Below are 24,528 nucleotides of genomic sequence, written 5' to 3'. Positions count from 1 at the left end.
TAACGATAAAGACTATGAAGAAGGGTAAGAGAGAATGAAATATGATGTGAAAATTAACCCTGATAAAACCATTGTTAATTTTTTCAGAATTTTTTTTCACCAAAAAAATATAGAGCTTCGTCAACTAAAGGGTGCGTTAGTTGAAGATCAAATGGCTGATCAGGCAGCATTTTTGTAATTTACTATACAAACCACCTCATTGGCAGCTTCAGTTACCTACTAAAACATCCGTGGGTTTTCAACAGTCCTAACCCCCTACTGCTCAAAAGAAGAAAAATTAAACATCCCTCCACTCCCTCTCAGTTATTCCATAAAATGTCACTGTTACAACTTGTTCCCATCCCTTATAATCAAAATATGTAATAAAAAGCTGAAGAGAAGAGGAAAATGATGAAAAAGTTTTTTGGTGTCTTTCTTTCCCTTGTTTTACTGCTCTCGTTCTTGCCTATTACCTCTCTTGCTGCCGCAAACTCCACCTCTTTTGAAGAAGAATTGACTGCCTACCTGGAAGAATTAAGTGACATTCGGGGCTTTGAAGTCACAAAGGATGACATTGAAGGTTCTCTTTATGCCTATGGAGAAAGCCTAGAAGATTTTAATTCTATTGAAGAATTAAAAGGGACGTTAGGTGAACCTATTGCTGCTGACTATAGTAACTTGGATGAAATCCTATCCAATTACAGTATAACAATGGACGAACTGAAGCAGATTCTTGAGGAGAATGATGATTCTCTAGATTACTATGTTTTCTTATGGGATCTGGATGATGCTATCTATTTTTATACAGAAGACTCCTCCGATTTTGATCCAGAGATGATTAAGGATCTTGTAGTAGGTATTCAAGATGAACTAGGCTTAACCAATCAAGAAATTGAAAATCTAAAGAATCATTTAATTGCACAAAACATTGATCTATCTTCGGACGAAATCAATGCGAAGCTCGAAAAGCTTGGGGAAAGGATGTCAGCTTTTGACCAGTTTGAAACACTTGATGAATTGACTCCAGACCAGGTAAAAGAATTTCTTTCTATTTTTGATGAGCTGTTTGCGATTTTCCAAATTAAAGCAGACTATACACTAATTAAAGATGGGAAAAACACTCAAGTAACTCTGTGGAATGTACTGAACATGGACGAGCTTACTAATGCCAAACTGAAAATCAATATCTATGATTTAAGTGGCAAGTTTTTGGCTGACTTGCTTATTACTGGAGAAATGGTTGGCTCTGATATTGTAAAAGATGTTGGTAAAGACATCGAAAAAGCAACAGAAACTGCTAAAGAAACCAAACCTGCTGCTTCGACACCCGTGAAGAAAACCTACATTAAAGCCAAGGAACCGGTCCTCGCTCATGTGAAAACGGTGAAAGGTGGACAACTTCCTAATACAGCCGGAAATTATATAGAACAAATCCTAATTGGACTCCTTCTTCTTTCTGCTGGCATCATGACATTTCGACAAGCAAGAAGGGCTACCTAAATGAATAAAAAAAGGACTGGGTTACTTGTTATAGCCTGTCTTTTTGTAGTATCTGGAATTTGGTTTACGACCACTAATGCCTATACCTTATTAAAAGGGTATTGGTTATACAAAATGGACAAGCCGGCTGCCGCAAAAGTGGAAAAACCTAAAAAAGCAGAAGCTTCTGCTTCTCCTTCCAAAACGGAAGTCCAGGATTTATTATATAAAGTCCGCCCTAAAGTTGGGGATGAAATGGGGACATTATATATTCCAAAATTAAAGTCAACACTTCCTATCTTTCATGGAACGGACGAAGATGAATTGGCTAAAGGAGTCGGTCATTTTGCCGGCAGTGTCCTACCTGGAGAGAATGATAATACCGTTCTTTCTGGACATCGTGATACAGTCTTTAGAAGGCTTGGCGAAGTGGGTAAAGGTGATTTACTAGTGGTGAAAACAAGTGCAGGTGAGTTTACCTATCGGGTAAGGAACACAAAAATCGTGGACAAAAGTGACCGCAAAGTGATCGTTCCAAAACCTAGGCCAACTCTGACTGTTACGACTTGCTACCCATTCCGATACATTGGCGATGCCCCAAACCGTTATATCTTGATCGCTAATTTAATATCCAGCAAAAAAGCAGTATGAAGTAAAAGCCTTTTGATTACAGTGAAAAGTTCCGTTTTGATGTGCCTATTATTTTGATGACAATAAAAATGGCTTGTTGGCTGAATCAGTCTTAGCAAGCCATTTTTACTTTGTGTATGTCAATAAATTTACTCGTTGATAAGAGTAAGAAAGAACTTCTAAACACGTTCCTGAAAAGACATCTTCCTATTAGGTTCATTCAATCAAGTCTAGAGATGATGAAGAAGATGAAGATACCAGGCGAGTTTAATCTAATATCCGTTTTCGATTCAATTCCTATTAGAAACGATAAAACATAAATGTAGTTAGGTTAGAATAGGTTAGTTAAGGAATTATTTGAAGGGGGGGAATAGATGTACTATTTATGGGTTTCCATTTCGCTTTTAGTTTCAGCAACGCTTAGCTGTATCTTCTTTCCTAAGCCATTTGGAGAATTTCCCCTTTTCGGTGATATCACAACCTTAGTATTCATTCCAGCTTACTTTGTTTTATATAGTGTATTTTTAAATCTTTCAATGTGGATAGTAAAACACAAAAGGATTAAAGTAGTTGTGTTGGTTCTTTTATTATTTCTACTTGGGGTCTCTTCAATATTCTTATTTAGACAAAATTATAGTCAATTAACATCTTATTTCTTAACTTTTATTGGGCTAATGTTATGTTTCCTTCATTTTTCTTTATCAGAAGTTTTACGAAATAGGCGACCATAATTAATTGCATTACGGGTTCTCTACTTCAATAAAAAAGTAAAATTAAGGACCTCGGATTAGGTTCTTTATATCGATTATCAGCATTATTGTTTAACAGAGCCTAATTTATATACAAGAATGTGAAGTAATATACTTAAACAAACGGGTGCGTTAGTTGAAGAACGTTAGACTGCTTCGGCAGTCTTTCTCTTTGTCTCACTAACCATTAGGTAGGGTTAAACTTCAGATGTTATAATTTAATGAACTAATCTGATTCATGGAGGATCGAAATGCCTTCAAATGAAAGAACAATGATGAATACAGCCATAAAACAGCTGGTGATACCAATATTAAGACAACAAGGATTTAAAGGTTCCTTACCGCATTTTAGAAGATTAAATGAAAACAATGTAGATTTAATTACATTTCAATTCAACAAATGGGGTGGCTCTTTTGTTGTGGAGTTGGCAGTTTGCCCTAAAAATGGAACAACAATGGATTGGGGAGAAGAGGTTCCACCTAATAAAGTTAATGCTCACCATATGGATAGGCGTTATAGGTTAGGAGCAGTTTCATTAGGAAGTGACGGAAAATGGTTTAATTACAAAAACGCTGTAACAGACGAAGATTATACAAAAGTGGCAGAAGATATCCTCAAATTATTAAAAACATCCGATAGTTCTTGGATTAGTTCGTTATTAAAATAAATTTTAAATAAAATCCATGAGGACTGATTACCATGAATGCTAAGACTGTTTTTTATATTGACAATGAAAAAAGTGAAATGTATAAAAACTCGGTTTTACTTTCTAGTAAAAAACTTTTCCAATTACCTACATTTAAAGAACTCCGACAGATGATTTTCAATGATCAAGTTTACAAAATCTTTGTTTGTGACTACAACGATGGGACACGGAGTAAATTAAAACTTTTATCTAAAGAGGAAGTCAAAGCTAACTGGCATACACAGTATAAAAGTAATATTAGTTTAGAGAAAAAGGTGTATTTAGAGGGTTTTCCAAAAGAATACTGTTATTTGGTTGAACTCTGGAAAATGGAAAACGAAAATCCAATATTAGTCCTTTATTTAATTCATTAGTATTTTTAAATACCTATATCACATAACGGGTGCGTTGATCCAGGAAGGATTAGCGGCCTTTTTTGTTGAATTCCTTATTGAACAAACTGGCAGTTTAGTTGCATAAGGAAAAGGGAAAAAAGGATATCAATTATTTTGCAGAATATTAATTTTAGCAACATATGAAGTTCCAGTAGAAGGAGAATGTTAATGAGTAATATGATTAAGCTGCTACTTACTATGAGGAAATTACAATTAGTCATATTAAGTGCGGTACTACTGTTGACTGGTTGTTCAACGAGTGAAAAAGTAAATAGTAAAGATAATCTAGTTTCAGACATCAAAGGTCCGGCTGATGATTTTCTAAAAGAAAAAGGTTATAAAGTTGTATCTTATGAAGGAATGACCAACTACACATTAACGAAAGAGATACTTCTTTCTCAAAGTGAAATGGACTTTTGGGGTGTTCAAAAAGAGAAACCCGATAAGTACATAAATAAGACCTTAACGCTAGAAACATTTGTTGTAAAAAATCATCCTTTAGATAAGAAATTTCAGGGGGACGAAAGATATCTAAAACGGGTTAGAACTATGGTTTTATATCGAAACGGAGATGTAATCGGAGGAATTTCTTTTCCAACCCATGAAGAATTTGTAGGTAATCCTTACTCAATAGATGGTAAAACAATTGAAGAAATAAATGGACTAGATTACCAATCTTGGAGTGAAAAATGGAAATCAATGTATAGTAAATAATTCAGTTTAACGCAAAGGTTCTTTCTACCTTATTAAACTAATCATGCGTTAGTCGAACAAGATTCCTTTAAAAGTCATATCAATTGATATGCCTTTTTTTGTTCTAATTGAACTATATTTAAACTTCTCGCAGATAATTGACGGTAATGTAATTAGGATTTTGACACGCACCTAACATCATCCCCTTTACTCTGTCCTTAGTAGCTAACTTCTTATTTTGTTGTAAGAATTTGAATCAGTATAGGTAGTTATCGAGATATTTAGTAGCTACTCCTTGAAATCTATCCATCCAATCCCTAAGACGTTTATGAAAGCTATGGACATGCTAACCTCAACATATAGGGTTTAAGTTCGTGAAGAAATGTACTTAAAGTAACGGGTGCGTTAGTTCAAGAAATAAGCTGCTTCGGCAGCTAATTTGTTTTTTTACTACCTGACGGTTTGAGGGGAAGAAGGGTTATTAAGGTTTTTAGACGAATATTGTTTTTAGATACATATCGGAGGGGAGTAGGAGTAATGCAGAAAGTAATTTGTAGAATAAACCATTGGATACAATCGTTACCAAAAGAATACAACGAGATGGCAGATGCAGAAATAAATAATCGACCATCACCGAATAAATGGTCTAAAAAAGAGATATTAGGACATCTTTGTGACTCTGCAATAAATAATATTGAGAGGTTTGTAAAGATTCAATATGAAAACCAACCTTATGTTATCCAGTCTTATAATCAAGAAGAATGGGTGGCAGTTCAGAATTATCAAGAAAAACCTCTAGAAGAATTACTTACTCTGTTCCAAACCCTTAACAAACAAATAATAAATATCTGTATGAATATTCCCGCCGAGAAATTATCTTATCTTTGTGATATTGGGAATAACCAGCAAAAAACCCTAGAATGGCTTATACAGGACTACCTTGAACATATGGAACATCATATTAACAACCAAATTTTAATTAGAAAATAAGGCCAATTATTATTTATATTTCTTCTTAAACTATCGGGTGCGTTAGTTAAGGAAGAAGGGCTGCAAGAGCAGCCCTTTTTGCACGTTTAGTGTTCTCCAAAGCCCGTAAGCTATTTTGGAGCAACAACAAACAAGGTTTTGAATTAAGAGATTCTTATTAAGCTAACGTGGCAGTTAAGTTGAAGAAGGAAAAACGTTTTTTTCAGAATAGGTATATAAAATAGTTGTGTTAAGGACAGGAGGAGGATTAATATGAACGAAAAAAAGGCTTTGATGAAATCCTTATTAAACAACGGTTTCTTGACTTCTCTTACAGTAATGATTTTGGGAATTATAGTGTTAATTTATGTACTTATATAATTTCTCCAAATTTTAAATTTTGGTGTTGATCCAATAAGGATTAACACTCTTTTTATAATTTACTTATTGAACAAACGGGGAGGATAGCTTAACAAAGGTATTACTCGATTTAAAATTAAAGTTGGTTAATGGTGGCGATTTGCAATGAACATTATAAAAAGAATAGTTAGGAAAATTTTTTTCAGTGATTCCGAAAAGTTCTGCCGCAGGCTTGGATATTCAACTTGGGATAAGTTAATGGATAATTCCTTCTACATATTTTTAATTCCACCTGATGCAGAGTGGTTTGTAACCCATTTACCAAATAAAAAATGGGCAGTATGGAATGATGAAGGACATCCACCTTTCGAATACAAAGAGTTTGAAAAGTGGGAGGAAGCTATAAGGTACTTAAGGGATATTTTTGATAAGAATGACTACCCAGAGGAGAATTGGGAACCAGAGGGTTTTGAACAAAATGATGATATCTATTCTTTAGAACCTGATAAGAACAAGCGAATAGAGTATTAAATTACACCAAGTGTACGGAATCCAAGATGTAGAGTAATTGACCTTTCATTGAATTTTATTGAGCTATCGGGGCAGCATCCCTGTAATAAGTTTGTGAATAAGTGTACTTAAACTATAGGGTGCATTAGTTGAAGAAAAACCAGTGCCTTAGTGGACACTGGTTTTTTCTAGATCTGTTTCGTCTGCCTGGGTGAGTTCATTCAGTATAACAATCATTTGTTCCAAATCATTAAAACTTAAACTTATTGCTTCGATTCGTTCTGTTTGCAAATGAAGCGATGCACTCATTTGTTCAATAGAAGCGCTTGATTCTTCTGTTACGCTAGAGATATTGTTGACTTCATGGCCGATAGCCTGTGATGTTGCTTCTAGGTTACTCAACATTTCCTGAATTTCTGCTGCTTTATTTAAAACATTGTTCATATTATCCGTGATCATATGGAACACGCCATTGGATGACTCCGCAGCCTTTTGGCTCTCCTCGATAGCTTCATTTCCTTTTTTAATTTGAAAAGAAACCGCGGTGGTTTGCTTTTGGATGTCTTGTAAAATAAGGGCTATATCTTTTGCGGATGAACCGGCACTTCCAGCCAGCTCCCGAATTTCATCCGCGACAACGGCAAAGCTTTTGCCGTATTCACCGGCTCTTGCTGCTTCAATAGAAGCATTCAATGCTAACAAATTCGTTTGAACCGCAATCCCTTCAATAGCGTTTAATATTTTGCTGATACTTTGTGTTTTTTCTTCAAGGGCAGTCATTAATTGAACGGTTTCATCCTGAATGCTATATACATTGTAGAGCCCTGTTTGCAAGGTTTGTAACATTTCATTTCCTTGATTGGTAACGTTAGAGGTAGAGATCGATAGCTCTTTTAAATCATTAGAATGTTCTGATACACCGGTAATAAATTCATTTGTTCCCGAGATTTTTTCGTTAATATCTACAATTCCAGACGCTTGCATCTCGATCCCTTTTGCCGTTTCCATGTACCCTGCAGAAATTTCTTTTGAAATTTCTGTGGTTTGGGCTACATTTTCATTTAAATTTTTTCCAAATTGCTTAATTTTCTCGACAGAGGTTGCAATTTCACGGAGAAGGTTGGTTACCTTGCTTTCATTTTCTTTTACATCAAGCAGCATTCGTTTCCCCATTATGGTAATGCAATAAGCGACTACACCAAGCATTACAATAAGTATATACATAACTATATAGTCAAAGAGCTCTTTACCTTGATAAAAGGGGTTGAAAATCAAGTAAATGGTGTTCACGACAACCGCATAGCCGGTTGCAAGTATGATGACATTCCCATTTAAGTAAATTAATGAAAGAATCATGTACAAGGGTAAGGCTCCCCAAATTTCGCCTGTAGGTATATGCCATAAAAATATTAGATCAATTAAAAAGCACATGGCTGATATATAATATTTTCCTTTAAGATGGCTATGTGTCTTTTTATAGACAAGATAAACAAGACCAACTAAAGCAGGTACCATTAATGTTAAAATACAGAATGTTTTCCATGTAAGTAAATTAAAAAGGGCCACAGTTAAAAATATAGGGACACAGGATAACAATAAGCCAATTAATGCATAAGTAAGGATTTTGGAGCTCAATTTCTCATAAACAGAAACTTGCATAAATATTTCCCCTTTGTATTTGAATAAGCAAGACCAAAGAACCAATTACTTTATTATATATCGTCATTTATCTTGGTCTCTTAACATAATTAAATTAAAATATTTTAATTCAAGATTTTATAAACCCGGAAGAAAAAAATTGGCTAAATAGAAAGTAAAAATTAGGTTATTAATTGGGGAAGAATTTTCTTCTAACGAGTGAGTTATTTTAAAAATGTATGGCTGCTTTGGCAGCCTTTTTCTGTATTTCATTTACGGGATGAGAAATGCATTAAAAACTTTCATGTTTAAATATAAAAAATGAGGAGGGATATCCTTGATGCCTATACAGGTGTATCGATTGGAAGAAACTAGACGGACGTGCCCATAAATGATGCTCCACCTTACCACGCATTTTCCCTTCGAGGCTTCTTGCTCGTTTGGCTTTCAGTGCCTTTAAGCGTCACCAGACGTTTCTCCTCCCAGCCTTTGCTGACTGCAGCTTTCCTGTTCGCTTCTGCTGGTTGGCCCGTCCAGAGCCCATTCGTCGTTTCAGCTCCTCCCTTTACTGAGCATTAGCCGACACCCATTATTAATTCCATACAATATAAAAAGGCTACCCTGCTGGCAGCCTTCTTCCTACTCTATTGGATTGATTGGTACTTTTTCCTGGCGTGCAGCAGAAAAGTATTCATTCAGCACGCCTAAATCCGGAACCATATCCTGAATGGTGTATTGATCCAGCACTTGAAGAAACTGTTCAAGAGCAGTATTAAGAACGTGCTTCAATGTACAGACAGGAGAAATAATGCAATGATTTTGCTGGTGATCAAAGCATTCGACAATATAGAAGTCTTCCTCCGTCCTTCTCACCACTTCACCCACATTAATATCGGCCGGAAGCCTGGCAAGCCGTATTCCGCCATTTCTGCCCCTGATGTTTTCAATATGCTGCTACAGCAGCCTCTTTTCTAGTTCCACTAACGGGCAGGTTAGTTCAACAAGGTTCAGCAAAAAAGAATAATGGTTTAAGCGCATATATAAATCGGGTATTAAAATTGAATATAAATAATTGACCACTAACATAGAGCATCTATGGGGAGGCAGCACTATAGCTCACTTGTTGGGAAATCTAAAACATCTTTAGAGCAAACCAAGAAAATGACTGTTTGTGAAAATATATTTTTTATTCCGAGTTACAACAGTTAAAAGGGAGACCATAATGTGGAATATAATTTGAAATTATCCAATGGAGAACATATATTTTATCACTTTGAACAAATTGACTATTATATAGAGAATGCTGTCTCTTTTATAGTCTCCGGTATTAAACAAGGAGACCATATAATATTAATCGAAAATGAAAGCATTTCTGTAAGAATATTAAATAAAGTTAGATTAGTGCTTACCGCTGAAGAATTGTGTAGCGTACACTATACAGACAACTTTGCTTTCTACTGTAAACACGGGGATTTTCATACGCCAACGATTGTAGCGGATTTTGACGAAATTTTAAAACCGTTCCTTAATGAAAATTTAACGATTCGAACATGGGCTCATGTAGAGTGGGGGCATCAGCTAGAAATAGAACAAAAAATAAATCAATTTGAAGAAGTAGCAAATAAAAGCGTAAATAAAATGGGGTTAGTATCAGTTTGTGCATATGATACAGCAACAATAACTGAATCTTTAATGCAAAATTTAATGAAAAGCCATGAATTCCTCATGACAGACATTGAACTTCGTCCTTCCGCTTATTACATCAGAACAATTATAGTATAGTTGCTATAGTTTTGTTCTCACCTAATTCATTTTGATATTTTAAACTGACTGCATGAACGGCGGCTTTTTTCTTGTTAACTAAAGGGCAGTTTAGCTTAAGAAGAAATTTTAAAATTTTTAGGGGAGTTTTCCTGGTAAATCCTATAAATAATAAAGTTGTAGATTATTTTAACGTCCACCACAAAGAACTTGTCCATACACTGCTACCTCAGACATTAAATTTAATCTGCTAAAAATTAGTTTGTGAAAAAATGTACTTAAACAAACGGGTGCGTTAGTTTAAGATCATTGGCTACTTCGGCACCTTTTTTTTAGTACGTTTCTTCAAAAAGTTAAAGAAAAGGCCGATTATCCTACTAACAAAAAGGGACATCGGCTTTTTTAGGCATCAATATTTAATTAGAAGTTATCGTCGAACATGATTAATTATGACCAACAATTGGGTGTGGTACATATGGTTCTTCTAGGAATGCCATTTCTTCAGGTGTTAATTTAACAGAAAGAGCACCTACTGCATCTTCGAGATGGGAGCTTTTCGTAGCACCGAGAATAGGAGATGTTACTGGTTCTTTCTGAAGCAACCACGCTAGTGCGATATGAATACGTGGAACACGATGTTTTTCTGCAAGCGATGCAACTCTCTCTACAACGTATCGATCTGCATCAGCAGTGGCATCATATTTAGATTTTAATATGAAATCTGTTTTAGAGCGTTGAGTTGTTTCCGACCAATCACGGGTTAATTTTCCTGATGCAAGAGGGCTGTATGGAGTTACACCGATTTTTTCTTCTTTACAAAGAGGTAGCATTTCTCTCTCTTCTTCACGGTATATGAGGTTGTAATGATTCTGCATCGATACAAAGCGAGTCCAACCATTTTTTTCCGCTGCATGCAACGCCTTTTGGAATTGCCAAGCATACATGGCAGAAGCACCAATATATCTTGCCTTCCCAGCTTTCACCACATCATGCAATGCCTCCATGGTCTCTTCAATAGGGGTATTGTAGTCCCAGCGGTGAATGATATAAAGGTCTACATAATCCGTTCCCAGTCTCTTCAGACTCTTATTAATTTCACTCATGATAGCTTTTCGAGAAAGACCCGCACCGTTTGGACCTTCATGCATTCGCCCATGTAGCTTTGTTGCAATTACAACTTCATCACGATTGGCATAATCCTTTAAAGCACGACCAAGAAATTCCTCGCTGGTTCCCATGGAATATACATTTGCCGTATCAAAGAAATTGATCCCAAGATCAAGTGCTTTTTTAATAATTGAGCGGCTTTGCTCTTCATTGAGTACCCATTGATGTATCCATTTTTCTGCTTCGCCAAAACTCATACAACCCAGACAAAATCTAGATACATCTAATCCTGTATTACCTAGTTTCACATATTCCATTTACTTACCCTCACTTTCTTTTATTAGGACATTTTAATTTCATCTTTGTTATTGCACTTTTAATTATGTCAGGATGTTGGACAAACCGGAAACCCATTAGTATCATGTTTTTGCCTAATCCTATCAAACCACTTTCTCACTCAACGATTATCAAGTAAAATGAAACCATCAAAAATGAAGGGAAAAGGAGATTGTTATGGCTGGGGAAATTAACAAGCAGGATGTACTTGGAAAAGCTATTGAGCTTTTTACAGGTCAAGATGGTGTCCATCCTACCTCTATTCCATCATTATTTCTCATTCGTGAATCCATTATCACCGAACCCATCTCCAGAGTTAACGAGCCCTCCTTTTGTATTATCGTGCAAGGAGAGAAAGAGGTATGGCTGGGAAAGGAATACTTTAGGTACGGTCCTGGCAATTACATTGTGGCATCTGTTGACTTGCCAGTAACAGGGCAAATTATCAATGCCTCACCTGACTTTCCATATTTGGCACTTAAACTTGAATTTTCGTCAAACGAAATCATCGAGGTTTTAAATGACATGGATATTCAATCTGGACAGAGAAAAAATGCGAAACGAGCGATGTTTATAAGTGAAGTGGAGCCATCTTTATTAGATGCAGTAATCAGATTAGCTTGTTTGCTAGACAATCCTAAACATATTCCAACACTTGCTCCAATATTTAAGAAAGAAATACTTTATTGGATTCTACAAGGTCCGAACGGGGAAGCACTTGAGCAAATGGCGTTAGAAGGCAGCAATGCTATCCGAATTAGAAATGTAATTGAACATATCATTAATAACTATGAAAAGTCCTTTCGAATAGAGGATTTAGCGGAGATAGCGAATATGAGTATCGCCTCGCTTCATCGGCATTTTAAAGAGGTAACTGCAATGAGTCCTATCCAGTTTCAAAAACAATTGAGATTGCAGGAAGCTAGGCGTTTGTTACTAGCTGAGACATCAGATGTAGCTGAAGTTTCATTCAGGGTGGGCTACGAAAGTCAATCACAATTCAGTCGTGAATATTCCCGCATGTTTGGTTTTTCACCAAAAGCGGACCTAAACCGACTGAGAGAGAACTATATTTAATTGAACAAGTGTAAGACAAAAAAAGTCGATTCCAACTAGGAACATCGACCCTCAGACTAAAACTCGCCATATCTATGAAGAAAAAAAAGGAAAAGATTTAATATTACTGAGAAATTAAATCGTTTGAAGTATGTGAAACAATGTACTTAAACTAACGGGTGCGTTAGTTAAAGAAAGTAATGATGCAAAATTGGAAGACTGGGTGCTTATGCAGCCCTTTTTGTATTCTATGAACGAACTATAAATTTCTCGTTATTTTTTACAAATAGATTAAACTTGCAATGATATCAATGTGATAAGGAGGTGAGATAGATGGGTTTCTAACCCCCACATGTACAGGAAAACAAAATTTTTGCTTGTTTGACAAACGGGTGCGTTAGTTAAGTGTGATATGGTTGCTACGGAGCTTATTTCTGTCATTCAGATAACGGTCAATTTAGTGGAAGAAGGAGTACAGAAAGTACTAATTCGTGTTCCCTGTGGATGGGTCTACTTTAAGATAAATCTAATATAAAAATGCTTAAAAGGGAAAAAGGCTTTCCGAATAGTGATACTTGATAAGCTCGGAAAGCCTTTTGTCTTTACAGGATTTACGTTTTACAATCGCTGGTTAACTACAAGATTAACCTCCGGAAACCGTTTGGCTGCAATCTCCGATGAAGGTCCTTGAGCTGATAGGTGCACCTGTTACTGTGTAAGTTACAATTGTACCATCTTCACCGGTTGCTGTAATAGTCAGATTAGCAGTATTTGGCCCTGTTATTATATATGTGAAGTCAACAATAAACTGTTCATGCGGAATTGAATTTCCAGCACCTTGTGCCGTACCACCAAGAAGAGTTGCCGCCGTTCCATCAGTGCAGCTGATCATCCCGCGTCTCCCTTCTGTCAGATTAAGGGTTTTTGCTTTAGGGGGCTGCGTGTTATCTGTAAATTTAACATTAAAGTTATCAACCTTTGGATTACACTTTGCAGCGCCGGTAAAGCATTCCTCAGAAGAAAAGTTTATGGTACCTGTTAAAGTCATTGGTGTTCCTCCGGGTGGTGTTATTGTCACAGTTGCCGGAACAGCAGCAGGGCCATTCCCTGAAATGTCCAGGCGAAACTTGCAAGGACATTGATTTCCACTTCCCATTTATATCCCCACCTTTCCTTGTTTATTTTATTAAAATATTCCGTCAGTTGAATCTTGATTGGACTAGCTATTATTTTGGGAATTAACCAATATCAACATTAAAATTAAACTTTAAATTTAACAGATCCTATGTCTTAACAGTATTCATAAGTGAAAATTTTATAAATAAAAAACGAAACAAAATATTAATGTAAGGCTGAACATACACGAACGGGTGTCGGAAGGAATATGTATTTTTAACACTTTGCTGCGGGGGTACTTATGAAAGCTCACTATTATTTAGGTTGGTTTAACAACTTTTTTCCAGAGAAACTGGCCAGAATTTTACAAAAGGATATAACTGATAGAAAATCGCTTGTGATGATCAGCTCGAATCCATCCATTTATGAAGATGATGGTGCTGCTGAACGCTCGTGGCTGGATCATGCTGGCATAATTTTTGATGAATATCATTTGATTAATTATCTTGTTCAGATGGAAGACGCCCAAATAAAAATTCAAAGTGCTTCAATCATTTTCCTGCTGGGTGGAAATACGATTAAACAAAATGATTTTTTAATGGAATATGACTTATCGGATTCAATTAAAAAAAGCAGCGCTGTTGTGATGGGAGCAAGCGCGGGTGCCATCAACATGTCCACTAAATGGTTATGCTCGAAAAACTTTGGATATGAAGTTGAAATGAACTCGGTCTATTACGGAATAGGTCTCGATAATTTTTCCGTCCTGTCCCATTTTGATCTAGAAAATAATATGGCACTGGTTCAAAAAGAACTCTCTCCCTTATCGGAAGAAATAGATATTTATGCGTCAAACAAAGATTGCGCAGTACGTGTTAAAGGTGGAAAAGTTGATGTGTTGGGCAATGTTTTTCTAATTTCCCGTTCAAGTATACGGAAATTGGATGAAACGCTCTAATAGTGGTGAATGGCTATTGCTTAATTAATTCATTCCTAAGAAGTAAAACAGGATCGTCCGGGAAGCATATATGCGGAACGGTCAATTGCACTCAACCTGACTTTAAATTTTCAAAACAATCGATGCCATCCTCTTTATGTATAAAAAACTTATTAAGAAACATGCACTAGAAAAAATCTAAATCATATATAGGTGATATCCGGTTTAAATGGTTGAGGAGGATGTCATGAAACCTATGCTGCCTATTGAAAAGTATTTCGGTAAATTAGAACTGGTTTATTCATTTTTTGGAGCAATGCCCACGGGTGTTAGTGTTTCAGAAACCGGTCGTATTTTCGTTTGTTTTCCGAAATGGGGAGACGATGTTAAATTTACGGTGGCGGAAATCGTTGGGGATAAAATGCTGCCTTATCCTAATTTACAAACCAATTTGTTTAACCCCGGGAATATCGATATGACTTTCATCAGTGTCCAAAGTGTAGTTACTGATGGAAGGGGAACGCTCTGGGTATTAGATCCAGCAGCACCCAATTTTTCTGAACCTATTAAAGGCGGGGCAAAATTAGTCGCTGTTGATTTAGATACCAATACAATAAGAAAAGTATATACCTTTACGGAAGATGTTGTCCTGCCTACCACTTATCTGAATGATGTCCGTTTTGATTTTCGTGTTGGAAAAGCAGGTTATGCCTATATAACGGATTCTTCTTTAAGAGGACCTGGAGCAATTATAGTCGTAGATTTATCAAATGGAAACGCGTTCAGACGGTTAAATGGGGCAAATTCAACTTCACCCGACCCCTATTTTTTGCCGAAAGTAGAAGGTCAAATTTTAATGAACCGTAACAAAGACGGTTCAACTTCTCCATTTAGATTGGCGTCTGATAGTCTTGCGATTTCTCCAGATGGAAAGAAATTATTTTTTGCTCCGCTAACCAGCCGTCATTTGTTCTCAATCTCAACAAAAGCCCTTAGAGACCGAACTATACCGGACATGGATTTATCTCATTATGTGGAGTATTGGGGAGAAAAAGGTGCATCTGATGGAATGATCACTGATGCTAAAGGTAACGTTTATGCTGGAGACTATGAAAATAACAGTATACGAAAAATATTGCCGAATGGAGCAATGGAAACCATTGCACATGATCCAAGGATATTATGGCCAGATACTTTTTCAATAGGCCCAGATGGATACCTATATGTTATTGTAAACCAATTACACCGGCAGGCCAGATTTCATTATGGAAGAGACTTGCGGGAAAAACCTTATAGTTTACTTCGTATGAAAATTGGAGAATTACCTGCTCCTACCCTTTGATAGTTTGCGGTTCCCCTGAACGATCATATACCGAGGGTTAACGCTCTTTCTTAAATGAGTTACTATTCTTTACAAATAGAATGAATGACATTTGGCCGTCTCCTCATTGCAGGGGCCGGCTTTTTCGGCGTTGAAATGGATAAGAAAAGGCGGAATGCGCATGATAATTGTGGAAAGAATGGCTATTTTAACAGAACTTATTAAGGATTTCGGGTGAAAAATATATGTTTTGGAAAAAGAAAATCAAACAAATCCGCCATGAAAAAAAGGACGGCAACCAGTTATTTCAAAAAAATAATGAACTGTCTATAGCTGCTGTCAAGGACCTGATTTCAAATATGGATGATGGAGAATTGATAGAACACAGTATTAATAAAGACCGGAATATAACTCTTATTTTCATCCGAACCATGATTAACGTTGAAAGGTTGAATGAATCCATCATCCAGCCGTTAAAAAACTGTTCTGAAGAAATGATACATACCTGCATTGTCTCAGTAAAAGCGGCAGCTTTGACCAGCCTTGATGAAGCACAGAAGCTGATGATGGTGGGACATGTGCTCCTTGAAGACGGCAATGGATGCTGGTGGGCTGTTCCATTGGAAAATCCATTAGGAAGAAGCATTGAACCATCGGAAGCAGAAACCATTTTATACGGTGCTAAGGACAGCTTTACCGAACAGATTGACCAAAATATCACTTTGCTTCGAAGAAGGCTGCCGGTGACTGAACTGAAAACAGAGAAGTTTTCGGCCGGGTACCTGACTAAAGCGAAAATTGTATTACTGTATATAGAGGGAATCGCCAATCCGGATATTGTTGACATCGCCCGAAAAAAAATTTCCAAAATAAATTTCGATATGGTGATTGAGCAGTCGAATCTGGCAGCGTTTATGGAGGATCATATTCATTCGGTTTTTCCGCAATTTCAGCAGACAGATCGTCCCGATCAATGCGCCTATTCTCTTGGACTTGGAAAAATCGTCATTCTTGTGGCAAATACACCGTTTGCCTTAGTTGCACCTATCACCTTTTTTCATCTCTTTCAATCACCAGAGGACTATATCCACAAATGGATGGTTGCCAGTTTCCTGCGATGCCTCCGGTATGTAAGCTACTTGGCATCTACAACCTTAATCCCTCTGTATGTTGCGTTAACCACCCATCATTATCAGGTTATTCCGCTGCAGATTCTTTATGTTTTATTAGAATCCCGGAGTAAACTGCCATTTAATCCATTCTGGGAAGCACTGTTTATGCTTGTGATTCTGGAAATTATTAAAGAAGCCAGTTTGAGGATGCCATCAAAAACAAGCACAACTCTGGGTACAATCGGTGGTATTGTTATTGGCCAGGCAGCAGTGGAAGCAGGGTTTGTAAGCAAGGTGTTAATTGTTTTGGTGGGTATATCGGCTATTGCGTCTTTTTTAGTTCCAAATTATTTGTTAAGTAAGACTAACACAATCATTCAATTTGCATTTCTAATTTTAGCATCATTACTGGGCATTCCGGGAATTGTGTTTGGAATAATCTATATGCTCGCACACCTTAATGGACTTACAAGCTTGAAGCAGCCATATTTTGCTCCGGTTGCGCCCCTCTATTGGAAAGATTGGATGGATTTCTTCATTCGGGCTCCTATTCCCTGGATGAAAAATCGTCCAGCACATGTACATCCTCTCTTTAGATGGAGATATAACCGGGGAGATGATCACTAAATGGGGAATTTTATATTATTTGATAAGACTGCTCAGCTTGGAAAGGGATATATTATAGCATTCACCAACCGTTCGCAGATGCTCTATTTTATATTATTTCTGCCAAAGTTTTTAGAGGTGCCGTATTTATTATTAGGAATACTGGCGGTAGGAATCCTATCTCAGATTAACCTCATTATTTTATCAAAGTGTCTGTCTTCTAATTATACACAGCAGGGGTATCAAGGATTTGCTGATCTTTTAGGAAGGAGGACGCTTCGTATAATAGCCTTTGCGGGGATTGCGTTCATTTTTATAAAGGTGAGTTTGATTATTCTGGGGTATGCTGAAATAGTTCATCAATTTATTTTTCCTGCTATGGAGCTGCCGTGGATGATCCTGGTTATTATGCTGCTGAGCACCTATATTGCCAGTCAGGGAATGGAAAAAACACTGCGCTTTGGCATTATTGCTTTCCTATGTACCTGTTGGACCATCATGCTTTATATACCGTATTTCTTTCCTCCTGGAGCTGAGCTGCATGATCTATATCCTTTAATCCCGACAGATTGGTCGCATAAACCCTGGAAAGGCCTATTGATGGTGTGGTCCTCTTTATCGGGACCGGAGTACTTAATTCTGGTGCTGCCCTGGTTAAATTCCAAGCAAAAGATGCTGAGATATTTATCGATAGCAAATGCGATTTCTATCTTACAGTATTTGCTGCTTTTCTTGGCATGTCTGTTCTTTTTCGGAACCACTTATCTGGGGAAAATAGGTTTTCCGGTCGTTAATATGATCAGGTACCTTCAGTCTCCTGTTTTCGAGAGAGTGGAAATTATCATGATTTCCCTGCATATGTTTCACTATGTTTTCTTTATATCCGTTATGCTGCTCTGCTTATATGGTGCCATACGCATTTCTGCCGGAACTCAGGATAAGAAAACTACACGTAAAGGTTTTTACGCTGTGTGTTTACTTGTCCTGGCGGGTGTGTTTTTCATTCAGCTGTATTTTTGGAGAGATGGAAAAGAACTGAATGGCTGGGCAAACGTGCAATTATGGTCAGGTGCCTTTACTTATTTACTAATTCCATCTCTCCTCCTGGCTGCCACTAAAATAAAGGGGAGGCGTTCCAGTCTATGAGGGCATTCACTTCCTTTATACTTTTATTAAGCAGTATGTGTCTTTTAACTGGCTGTTCACCTTTTACAGATGACAACACTGTTGAAGAAATCGCGCCTGTGACCTTTTTGTCTGTTGAAGCGGGAGAAGAGAAAGGGAAATTGAAAGTCTCTACATTGGTTCCTCCTGTCATGAAGGAAGATAAACAATTTTTTTCCACCAATGTCACGCTGTTAGAACAGGGAAGAAGGAGCTTTAATTTGAAATACTACCGGGAAATTAAGCTCGGGCAGCTCCGTATGCTGTTTATAAATGAAAAGGTCGCCAAAAATGGAATTATATCGTTGATTGACACGATATTAATCGATCCGGACGTATCTCCGCGGCTTTATCTTGTAGTCTTGAAAGGAGATTTTGAAGCATTTATCAAGAATCGTATGCAGCGGCAAAAAGATTTGGATTACTATCTATACAGGATGTTTAAGCATTACGAACAGGGGCATCAGGGAGAAATTTCGGTTACAAATATTCATGAGTTTATGGAAAAAGTGTATTCTCCTTATTCAGATCCGTATATTCCGGTATTTAAGGTGAATAAAGAAAATTTTAACTATGAGGGCACCGGATTTTTTGAAAATGGAAAGCTAAAAGGTGGTACTGATAAGAATCAAGACCAATTTTTTCAGCTTCTTAACAAGAATCATTTTCTTAAGAACATGGTCATAACCCCCTTGGACGTCTCTCTTGGTGAAGTCCGTTCACATGTTACCACACATGTAAATCTAAATGACCATACCGTATCATTTAAGATTAATTATAGAGGCAGAATCGATGAATACCGGGGCACCAAAGATCTGGACAGGCAGGCCAGCGTTTACGAATTAGTCGGCGAGCTCGAGCGCTATATGGAAGAGGGGAACGTTTCACTGCTGAAAAAAATGCAGGAGTTGAAAGTTGATCCCCTAGAAGTAGGGGGAAAGACAATGTCACCCGCTTCAAAGCCCATGCCAGAAGAAGACTGGAAAAAGTTCTGGGAGAGTGCAAAGATCAAGGTTGACTGTCATTTCGAACTTGAACCTTTATCCATATAATATAGAGTACAACGGGCTGCGATACATTTCGCAGCTCGTTTATTATACCTGGACAATTTCATTCTGCAGTCGCTGGAGGCAGTAAGGTGCTTCCATTTAAAAGGATTTTCCACCCCCTTAGTTCCTAAATCTGATTATATCGAACGTATAAAGGCCTCAGCATTTCCTGCTTCATATAAATTTTAGACTCAAGCTTTTTACTTGTGAGGTATATATAATGCCGTAAGGCGGCCGGCGGTCAGTTTAATAAAGAAATAAGGTATCTCTTGATGAAGATTACGCTTCTGTGTTGAAAGGAATAACTCTTTTCACACATTTTTTACTATATTTGGATTGAACAACATAAACATTCTATAGAAGAAAATTATTTCTATAGGAGGTTTCCATGAATCAAAAGGATCAAAAGGATCAAAATCGTCAATTAGACCAAATAAAGCAAATGCAGCAAATGTTCACAGCGAACATGAAAACGCAGCCATATCCTATGTACCCTAATTATGGTAAGATCACTCGCTACCAGGAAATCCCGATGAACTTGCCTGAACAGCGCCAGCTGCGCCATCCTGGTGTGGAAAAACTAATGGTACCCCTTCCAATTATTGAAAATCCGAACTACCAAGGGAGTGGAAAGTTATCAGGAAAAGCAGCCCTTATTACAGGGGGTGACAGTGGTATTGGTGCAGCAGCAGCAATTGCGTTTGCTAAAGAAGGCGCAGATGTTGCTATTGCATATTTAGATGAACATGAGGATGCAAACAGAACAAAAACAAGGATTGAACAACTCGGACAACGCTGCATTCTAATGCCTGGTGACTTGCGGGAAAAACAACAGTGCATCTCCATTGTAGAACAAACAGTAAAAGCGTTTGGACGTCTCGATATTCTTTGTAACCACGTTGGTATCCAATTCCAGCAGCTAAGTCTGCTTGACATTACAGATGAGCAATTCGATGACACCTTCAAAGTTAATATTTACTCTCATTTTTACACAACAAGAGCAGCGCTTCCTCATCTTAAACCGGGCAGCTCAATCATTGGCACAACTTCAGTGGTGACGTATGTAGGTGAGCAGCAAATGATTGATTATACAGCCACAAAAGGCGCAATAGTTGGCTGGACACGTGCCTTGGCTAAAAATGTCGTAAAACAAGGGATCCGTGTAAATGCCGTCGCCCCAGGCCGAATTTGGACCCCGCTTATTTCAGCAAGTTTTTCGTCAGACCAAGTTGCTGTTTATGGAGCATTTAATCCAATGGAACGAGTTGCCCATCCATTTGAACTCGCACCAACCTTTGTCTATCTTGCTTCTGATGATTCTCGTTTTGTTACTGGGCAAGTTCTTCATGTTGATGGGGGAGAATCCACACATTCCTGATGAAAGGGGGTTGCCATTTTGAGATATGAATTTAATCCAGAAGTGAAGCTGCTGCTGGTAAACCATTCAAACGAAAGAGTAAAGATGGACTATATAGAGGATTCGTGGCCAATGTCTAAAATTGCACTTAGACCACCATACTATTGCTACCCAAGTTACGAGCTGAATTATCCAATAATCTAAATAAAATCATGATACTTGCATTTTTTAGAGGGGATATTTATAAATGCAAGTGTCGGAGTCGAGGTAGAAGCAGGTTGTAATAGTATGACTTGCACCAATCCAAAGACCAAACGTTCGTTGTATATGAAGTGCGGAAGGATGAGGAAGCGCTGGAACATCATATTCAGTCTGCTCATTTTCAGGAAAACAGGAATATGGCAGACCATGTATCAACCAGAGTAGTGTATAAGCTGAAAATAATGGAATAAATTCAAATAGGGCGCGGGGGAACCATCGGAAAAACCTGTTATATGCAGGTTTTTTTGGTGTCTTTATTAAGAGGGGAACTTTTCGCCGTATCTCCTTTAAAACAGATCTTTTGATTTAGACAGATTATTATGGCTAATATATTTATATCGCTAATTTCCGATTTGGTGAGATGCTTTCAGATAATCTATCCAGCTTCCACCTGGGATGGTGATAATCGTTATAGAAAGAGGCAAATGACATTGAAGCAGGAATTGGAACGCTTAAATGATGAACAAGCTGTTGAAATTTTCAAGGCGTTGTCGAACCAGACGAGGGTGAGCATTCTTCAAATGTTAAAAGATCCCCACAATCATTTTTCAGCGCAAGCCCATATTATTGCTGATGAAGGATTTGAAGACGGGGTTTGCGTAGGGGATATCCGAAGCAGGGCCGGGATTTCGCAATCCACTACTTCACAATATTTATCGATTCTGCTGCAAAGCGGCCTGGTTGAAATGAAGCGAATCGGACAATGGACGTATTACCGCCGTAATGAGGAGACGATTAAAAGGTTCGAAAAATACATTGGTACAAAAATTTAAGGAGAATTGAAGTGAGTTTATTACAGCATCGAGCTTTTAACAGGTTGTACCAACAGGATAAAATGACGCTTGGTTTCACGATTCCGACGGCCAGGATGTCCAAAGATCCAATAATGGAAAATCAGCTGCCGCTTGCCCGCAAAATTGAAGACCATGGATTCGCGGCATTGTGGCTTCGGGACGTTACGATTCAGAATCTGAATATTGATGATAATGGTCAAATGTATGATGTTTGGATTTATTTGACCTATCTTGCGGCCCATACGAAGGATATTGCACTTGGGACGGCTAGTGTGGTCCTCCCGCTGCGTCATCCTGTCAGAGTGGCAAAGGAAGCATCATCTATTGACCGGTTATTTCCCGAACGCCTGATCATGGGCGTGGCATCAGGAGACCGGGATAAAGATTTCGCAGCTTTGGGCATATCCAGGCTCGAAAGTGGAATGCTATTTAATAATAATTATGCGTTCCTTGAACGGCTGTTAAAGGAGGACAATCCGACAATCAACAGCGATTTAGGCATCATCGATGGGGCGGATATGAGAATGATCCCCAAACCTTTTTCTTCGATTCCGACCATGGTGACAGGATTCAGTAATCAATCGATGGAGTGGATCGCCCAGAATGGGGACGGCTGGATCCAGTACCCGAGGATTATCCCACAACAAACTCAGTTGATTAACGAGTATCGCGAGCTGTCGGAAATTCACGCCCCAGGGGTGTTTAAACCTTTCACTCAGACTTTATTTATCGATTTATCGGAAAATCCCGATTCACCCCCTGTTCCGATTCCGTTAGGATTTCATGCAGGGCGCAAACAGTTATTAGAAATTCTATATCAATTCCAATCCATTGGTGTTAATCACCTGGCATTTGTTTTGTATTTTTCAAAGCGCCCTCCCGCGGAAGTCATCCAGGAGCTTGGAGAGTATGTGCTGCCTTACTTTCCGACTCATGAAATTCCAGTATTAGATTAGTTTTGAAAAAAAATTAGAAAAGGGTAGAAGCTAAACTTATGACTAAACATGCTAATAAACTAAAAAATATTCCATTTTCGGTGCTTGATCTTTCACCGATAACACTCGGAAGTACTCCTGCTGACTCTTTCCGCCATACATTGGAACTTGCACAGCTTGCTGAAAAACTTGGTTACAACCGTTTTTGGCTCGCAGAACATCATAACATGCCGTTTATCGCCAGTTCCGCCACTTCTGTGGTGATGTCCCATGTGGCAGCCGGTACATCAAAAATCCGGATTGGTTCAGGAGGGATCATGCTGCCGAATCATGCACCGCTCGTCATCGCTGAGCAGTTTGGAACTCTTGAATCATTATATCCCGGGCGAATTGACCTTGGCCTGGGGCGGGCACCCGGTACAGATCAGGGGACAGCTCGTGCATTGAGACGCGACTTGGGAAGTACCGGAGATGACTTTCCTGAGCAATTAGCGGAACTCCGCGGTTACTTTGATCCATCCCTGGCACAAGGCAACCCTATAAAAGCGATTCCAGGTGAGGGTTTGAATATTCCAATCTGGCTGCTGGGTTCAAGCGGCTTCAGTGCACAGCTGGCCGGAGAACTGGGTTTGCCATTCGCATTTGCTGCCCATTTCTCGCCGCTTAACACTCTGGGTGCACTAAAGATCTATCGCAATGCATTTAAGCCTTCAAATGTTCTCGATAAGCCGTATGCGATGGTGGCATTGAATATCATTACAGCAGAAACGGATAAAGAGGCAGCGCGCCTTTTTACAACAATACAGCAGCAATTTTTGAATCTGATGAGTGGCAGCCTTACACCGCTTCAACCACCGGTAGACGACATTTCAGAAGTGGCCAGCTACCAATTAAAGGCTCTCGAGCAGCAATTAGGCTCATCGATTGTTGGCAGCCAGCAGACGGTAAAGGACAAGCTGCATACATTTTTGGAGGAGAGCCAGGCAGATGAAATCATGGCCATTGCCCAGGTTTACGACCATAAAGATCGTCTGCATTCATACGAGCTTCTGGCAGGAATTACAAAACGCGAAAGGTAAAAAGGAGGACATCAGCAAAAAGATGCTCTTTTGATTCTTCCAGGGCATTGAATATGGTGAAACCGTGCAATCAGGTTATGAGGATGTATACAGGATTCCTTAATCAAAATGATAAAAGTTGTTAGGATAGGAGATAATGATATGAACTGCAAAATTAACCGAAATGCTGCTAAAGTGCTGAAACAAATGATGGAAAGTGAAGAGGGTAAAGGGAAAATGGTTCGTGTCTACGTTACATTGGACCATGGGGACCATGCCCATTATGAAGTAAAACTTGATACGCCCACGGACCATGATGAAATTGTGAAAACAGACAAAGGCATTGATGTTTTACTTGATAAAAGGGAACCGTTTTTAGATGGGGTTTGGATCAAGTACTTCTATGTGCCGCAAGCAGGATTTGAGATCACGAATTCTTCCAAAGGGCATCAACATCATTAAACATGTGA

The 24,528-nt window shown here is 38.2% G+C and carries 25 protein-coding genes and 2 pseudogenes; 22 read left to right on the top strand and 5 right to left on the bottom strand.

Going from position 1 to position 24,528, the window contains the following annotated elements:
* The first annotated feature begins 34 nt into the window (after positions 1-34).
* The 6 genes from V1501_RS19075 to V1501_RS19050 all read left to right on the top strand — a co-directional run bounded on the left by V1501_RS19075 (position 35) and on the right by V1501_RS19050 (position 4,632).
* Positions 35-178 (top strand): hypothetical protein, encoded by a 144-nt coding sequence (locus V1501_RS19075; protein WP_409290452.1) that lies wholly within the window; start codon positions 35-37, stop codon positions 176-178.
* Between the two features lie 209 nt (positions 179-387).
* A complete protein-coding gene (locus V1501_RS19070; protein ID WP_409290451.1) occupies positions 388-1,479 on the top strand; it encodes a processed acidic surface protein in 1,092 nt (363 codons plus the stop codon).
* The gene (locus tag V1501_RS19065; RefSeq protein WP_409290450.1) at positions 1,480-2,109 is read left to right on the top strand and encodes a class D sortase; all 630 of its coding nucleotides are present in this window, start codon (positions 1,480-1,482) and stop codon (positions 2,107-2,109) included.
* Between the two features lie 979 nt (positions 2,110-3,088).
* Positions 3,089-3,505, top strand: a complete 417-nt coding sequence (locus V1501_RS19060) for a DUF4304 domain-containing protein (protein WP_409290449.1) — start codon at positions 3,089-3,091, stop codon at positions 3,503-3,505.
* A 32-nt stretch (positions 3,506-3,537) separates the two neighbouring features.
* The gene (locus tag V1501_RS19055) at positions 3,538-3,897 is read left to right on the top strand and encodes a hypothetical protein (RefSeq protein ID WP_409290448.1); all 360 of its coding nucleotides are present in this window, start codon (positions 3,538-3,540) and stop codon (positions 3,895-3,897) included.
* 189 nt (positions 3,898-4,086) lie between these two features.
* Positions 4,087-4,632, top strand: coding sequence for a hypothetical protein (locus V1501_RS19050; RefSeq protein ID WP_409290447.1), 546 nt, complete (start codon positions 4,087-4,089; stop codon positions 4,630-4,632).
* A gap of 118 nt (positions 4,633-4,750) precedes the next feature.
* On the opposite strand, the pseudogene V1501_RS19045 reads toward V1501_RS19050, so the two are convergent.
* A pseudogene (locus tag V1501_RS19045) lies at positions 4,751-4,957 on the bottom strand (IS1595 family transposase); the annotation flags it as partial.
* A 191-nt stretch (positions 4,958-5,148) separates the two neighbouring features.
* On the opposite strand from V1501_RS19045, the gene V1501_RS19040 reads away from it, so the two are divergent.
* Together V1501_RS19040 and V1501_RS19035 are read left to right on the top strand one after the other, a co-directional pair.
* The gene (locus tag V1501_RS19040) at positions 5,149-5,601 is read left to right on the top strand and encodes a DinB family protein (RefSeq protein ID WP_409290446.1); all 453 of its coding nucleotides are present in this window, start codon (positions 5,149-5,151) and stop codon (positions 5,599-5,601) included.
* Between the two features lie 504 nt (positions 5,602-6,105).
* The gene (locus V1501_RS19035; protein ID WP_409290445.1) at positions 6,106-6,471 is read left to right on the top strand and encodes a hypothetical protein; all 366 of its coding nucleotides are present in this window, start codon (positions 6,106-6,108) and stop codon (positions 6,469-6,471) included.
* Positions 6,472-6,618: 147 nt separating this feature from the next.
* On the opposite strand, the gene V1501_RS19030 is transcribed toward V1501_RS19035, so the two are convergent.
* Together V1501_RS19030 and V1501_RS19025 are read right to left on the bottom strand one after the other, a co-directional pair.
* Positions 6,619-8,109 (bottom strand): methyl-accepting chemotaxis protein, encoded by a 1,491-nt coding sequence (locus V1501_RS19030; RefSeq protein ID WP_409290444.1) that lies wholly within the window; start codon positions 8,107-8,109, stop codon positions 6,619-6,621.
* Positions 8,110-8,727: 618 nt separating this feature from the next.
* Positions 8,728-9,039 (bottom strand): annotated as a pseudogene (locus V1501_RS19025) (RrF2 family transcriptional regulator); the annotation flags it as partial.
* A gap of 273 nt (positions 9,040-9,312) precedes the next feature.
* Between V1501_RS19025 and V1501_RS19020 the strand changes: the two are divergent.
* Positions 9,313-9,870 carry an MEDS domain-containing protein gene (locus V1501_RS19020; protein ID WP_409290443.1) on the top strand — a complete coding sequence of 186 codons (558 nt, stop codon included), beginning with the start codon at positions 9,313-9,315 and terminating at the stop codon, positions 9,868-9,870.
* Positions 9,871-10,292: 422 nt separating this feature from the next.
* Here the strand turns inward: V1501_RS19020 and V1501_RS19015 are convergent, their stop codons facing one another.
* Positions 10,293-11,273 carry an aldo/keto reductase gene (locus V1501_RS19015; RefSeq protein WP_409290442.1) on the bottom strand — a complete coding sequence of 327 codons (981 nt, stop codon included), beginning with the start codon at positions 11,271-11,273 and terminating at the stop codon, positions 10,293-10,295.
* Between the two features lie 196 nt (positions 11,274-11,469).
* Between V1501_RS19015 and V1501_RS19010 the strand changes: the two genes are divergently transcribed.
* Positions 11,470-12,369, top strand: a complete 900-nt coding sequence (locus V1501_RS19010; protein WP_409290441.1) for an AraC family transcriptional regulator N-terminal domain-containing protein — start codon at positions 11,470-11,472, stop codon at positions 12,367-12,369.
* A 622-nt stretch (positions 12,370-12,991) separates the two neighbouring features.
* Here the strand turns inward: V1501_RS19010 and V1501_RS19005 are convergent.
* Positions 12,992-13,396, bottom strand: a complete 405-nt coding sequence (locus V1501_RS19005) for a hypothetical protein (protein ID WP_409290440.1) — start codon at positions 13,394-13,396, stop codon at positions 12,992-12,994.
* A 369-nt stretch (positions 13,397-13,765) separates the two neighbouring features.
* On the opposite strand from V1501_RS19005, the gene V1501_RS19000 reads away from it, so the two are divergent.
* From V1501_RS19000 to V1501_RS18945, 12 genes are all read left to right on the top strand, one after another.
* The gene (locus V1501_RS19000) at positions 13,766-14,422 is read left to right on the top strand and encodes a Type 1 glutamine amidotransferase-like domain-containing protein (RefSeq protein ID WP_409290439.1); all 657 of its coding nucleotides are present in this window, start codon (positions 13,766-13,768) and stop codon (positions 14,420-14,422) included.
* Positions 14,423-14,630: 208 nt separating this feature from the next.
* Positions 14,631-15,743 (top strand): L-dopachrome tautomerase-related protein, encoded by a 1,113-nt coding sequence (locus V1501_RS18995; RefSeq protein ID WP_409290438.1) that lies wholly within the window; start codon positions 14,631-14,633, stop codon positions 15,741-15,743.
* Positions 15,744-15,967: 224 nt separating this feature from the next.
* Positions 15,968-17,461, top strand: a complete 1,494-nt coding sequence (locus tag V1501_RS18990) for a spore germination protein (protein WP_409290437.1) — start codon at positions 15,968-15,970, stop codon at positions 17,459-17,461.
* Positions 17,462-18,586, top strand: a complete 1,125-nt coding sequence (locus V1501_RS18985; RefSeq protein ID WP_409290436.1) for a GerAB/ArcD/ProY family transporter — start codon at positions 17,462-17,464, stop codon at positions 18,584-18,586.
* Positions 18,583-19,656, top strand: a complete 1,074-nt coding sequence (locus V1501_RS18980) for a Ger(x)C family spore germination C-terminal domain-containing protein (RefSeq protein WP_409290435.1) — start codon at positions 18,583-18,585, stop codon at positions 19,654-19,656. The genes V1501_RS18985 and V1501_RS18980 overlap by 4 nt, the downstream gene beginning before the upstream one ends.
* 439 nt (positions 19,657-20,095) lie before the next feature.
* Entirely contained in the window at positions 20,096-21,031 is a 936-nt protein-coding gene (locus tag V1501_RS18975; protein ID WP_409293461.1) for an SDR family oxidoreductase, read from the top strand.
* An 18-nt stretch (positions 21,032-21,049) separates the two neighbouring features.
* Positions 21,050-21,214, top strand: coding sequence for a hypothetical protein (locus V1501_RS18970; protein ID WP_409290434.1), 165 nt, complete (start codon positions 21,050-21,052; stop codon positions 21,212-21,214).
* A gap of 128 nt (positions 21,215-21,342) precedes the next feature.
* On the top strand, positions 21,343-21,462 hold the full coding sequence (locus V1501_RS18965) for a hypothetical protein (protein WP_409293459.1): 120 nt from the start codon (positions 21,343-21,345) through the stop codon (positions 21,460-21,462).
* A gap of 330 nt (positions 21,463-21,792) precedes the next feature.
* The gene (locus tag V1501_RS18960) at positions 21,793-22,044 is read left to right on the top strand and encodes an ArsR/SmtB family transcription factor (protein ID WP_409293457.1); all 252 of its coding nucleotides are present in this window, start codon (positions 21,793-21,795) and stop codon (positions 22,042-22,044) included.
* A gap of 11 nt (positions 22,045-22,055) precedes the next feature.
* Entirely contained in the window at positions 22,056-23,021 is a 966-nt protein-coding gene (locus V1501_RS18955) for a TIGR03571 family LLM class oxidoreductase (RefSeq protein ID WP_409290433.1), read from the top strand.
* Positions 23,022-23,059: 38 nt separating this feature from the next.
* On the top strand, positions 23,060-24,079 hold the full coding sequence (locus tag V1501_RS18950) for an LLM class flavin-dependent oxidoreductase (RefSeq protein ID WP_409290432.1): 1,020 nt from the start codon (positions 23,060-23,062) through the stop codon (positions 24,077-24,079).
* 141 nt (positions 24,080-24,220) lie between these two features.
* The gene (locus tag V1501_RS18945) at positions 24,221-24,520 is read left to right on the top strand and encodes an iron-sulfur cluster assembly accessory protein (protein WP_409290431.1); all 300 of its coding nucleotides are present in this window, start codon (positions 24,221-24,223) and stop codon (positions 24,518-24,520) included.
* Positions 24,521-24,528 lie beyond the last annotated feature (8 nt).

This window comes from Paraperibacillus esterisolvens (genome assembly GCF_046237625.1).
Classification (GTDB): Bacteria; Bacillota; Bacilli; order Bacillales; family DSM-1321; genus Paraperibacillus; species Paraperibacillus esterisolvens.
This window is presented reverse-complemented; position numbering and strand designations above follow the sequence as displayed.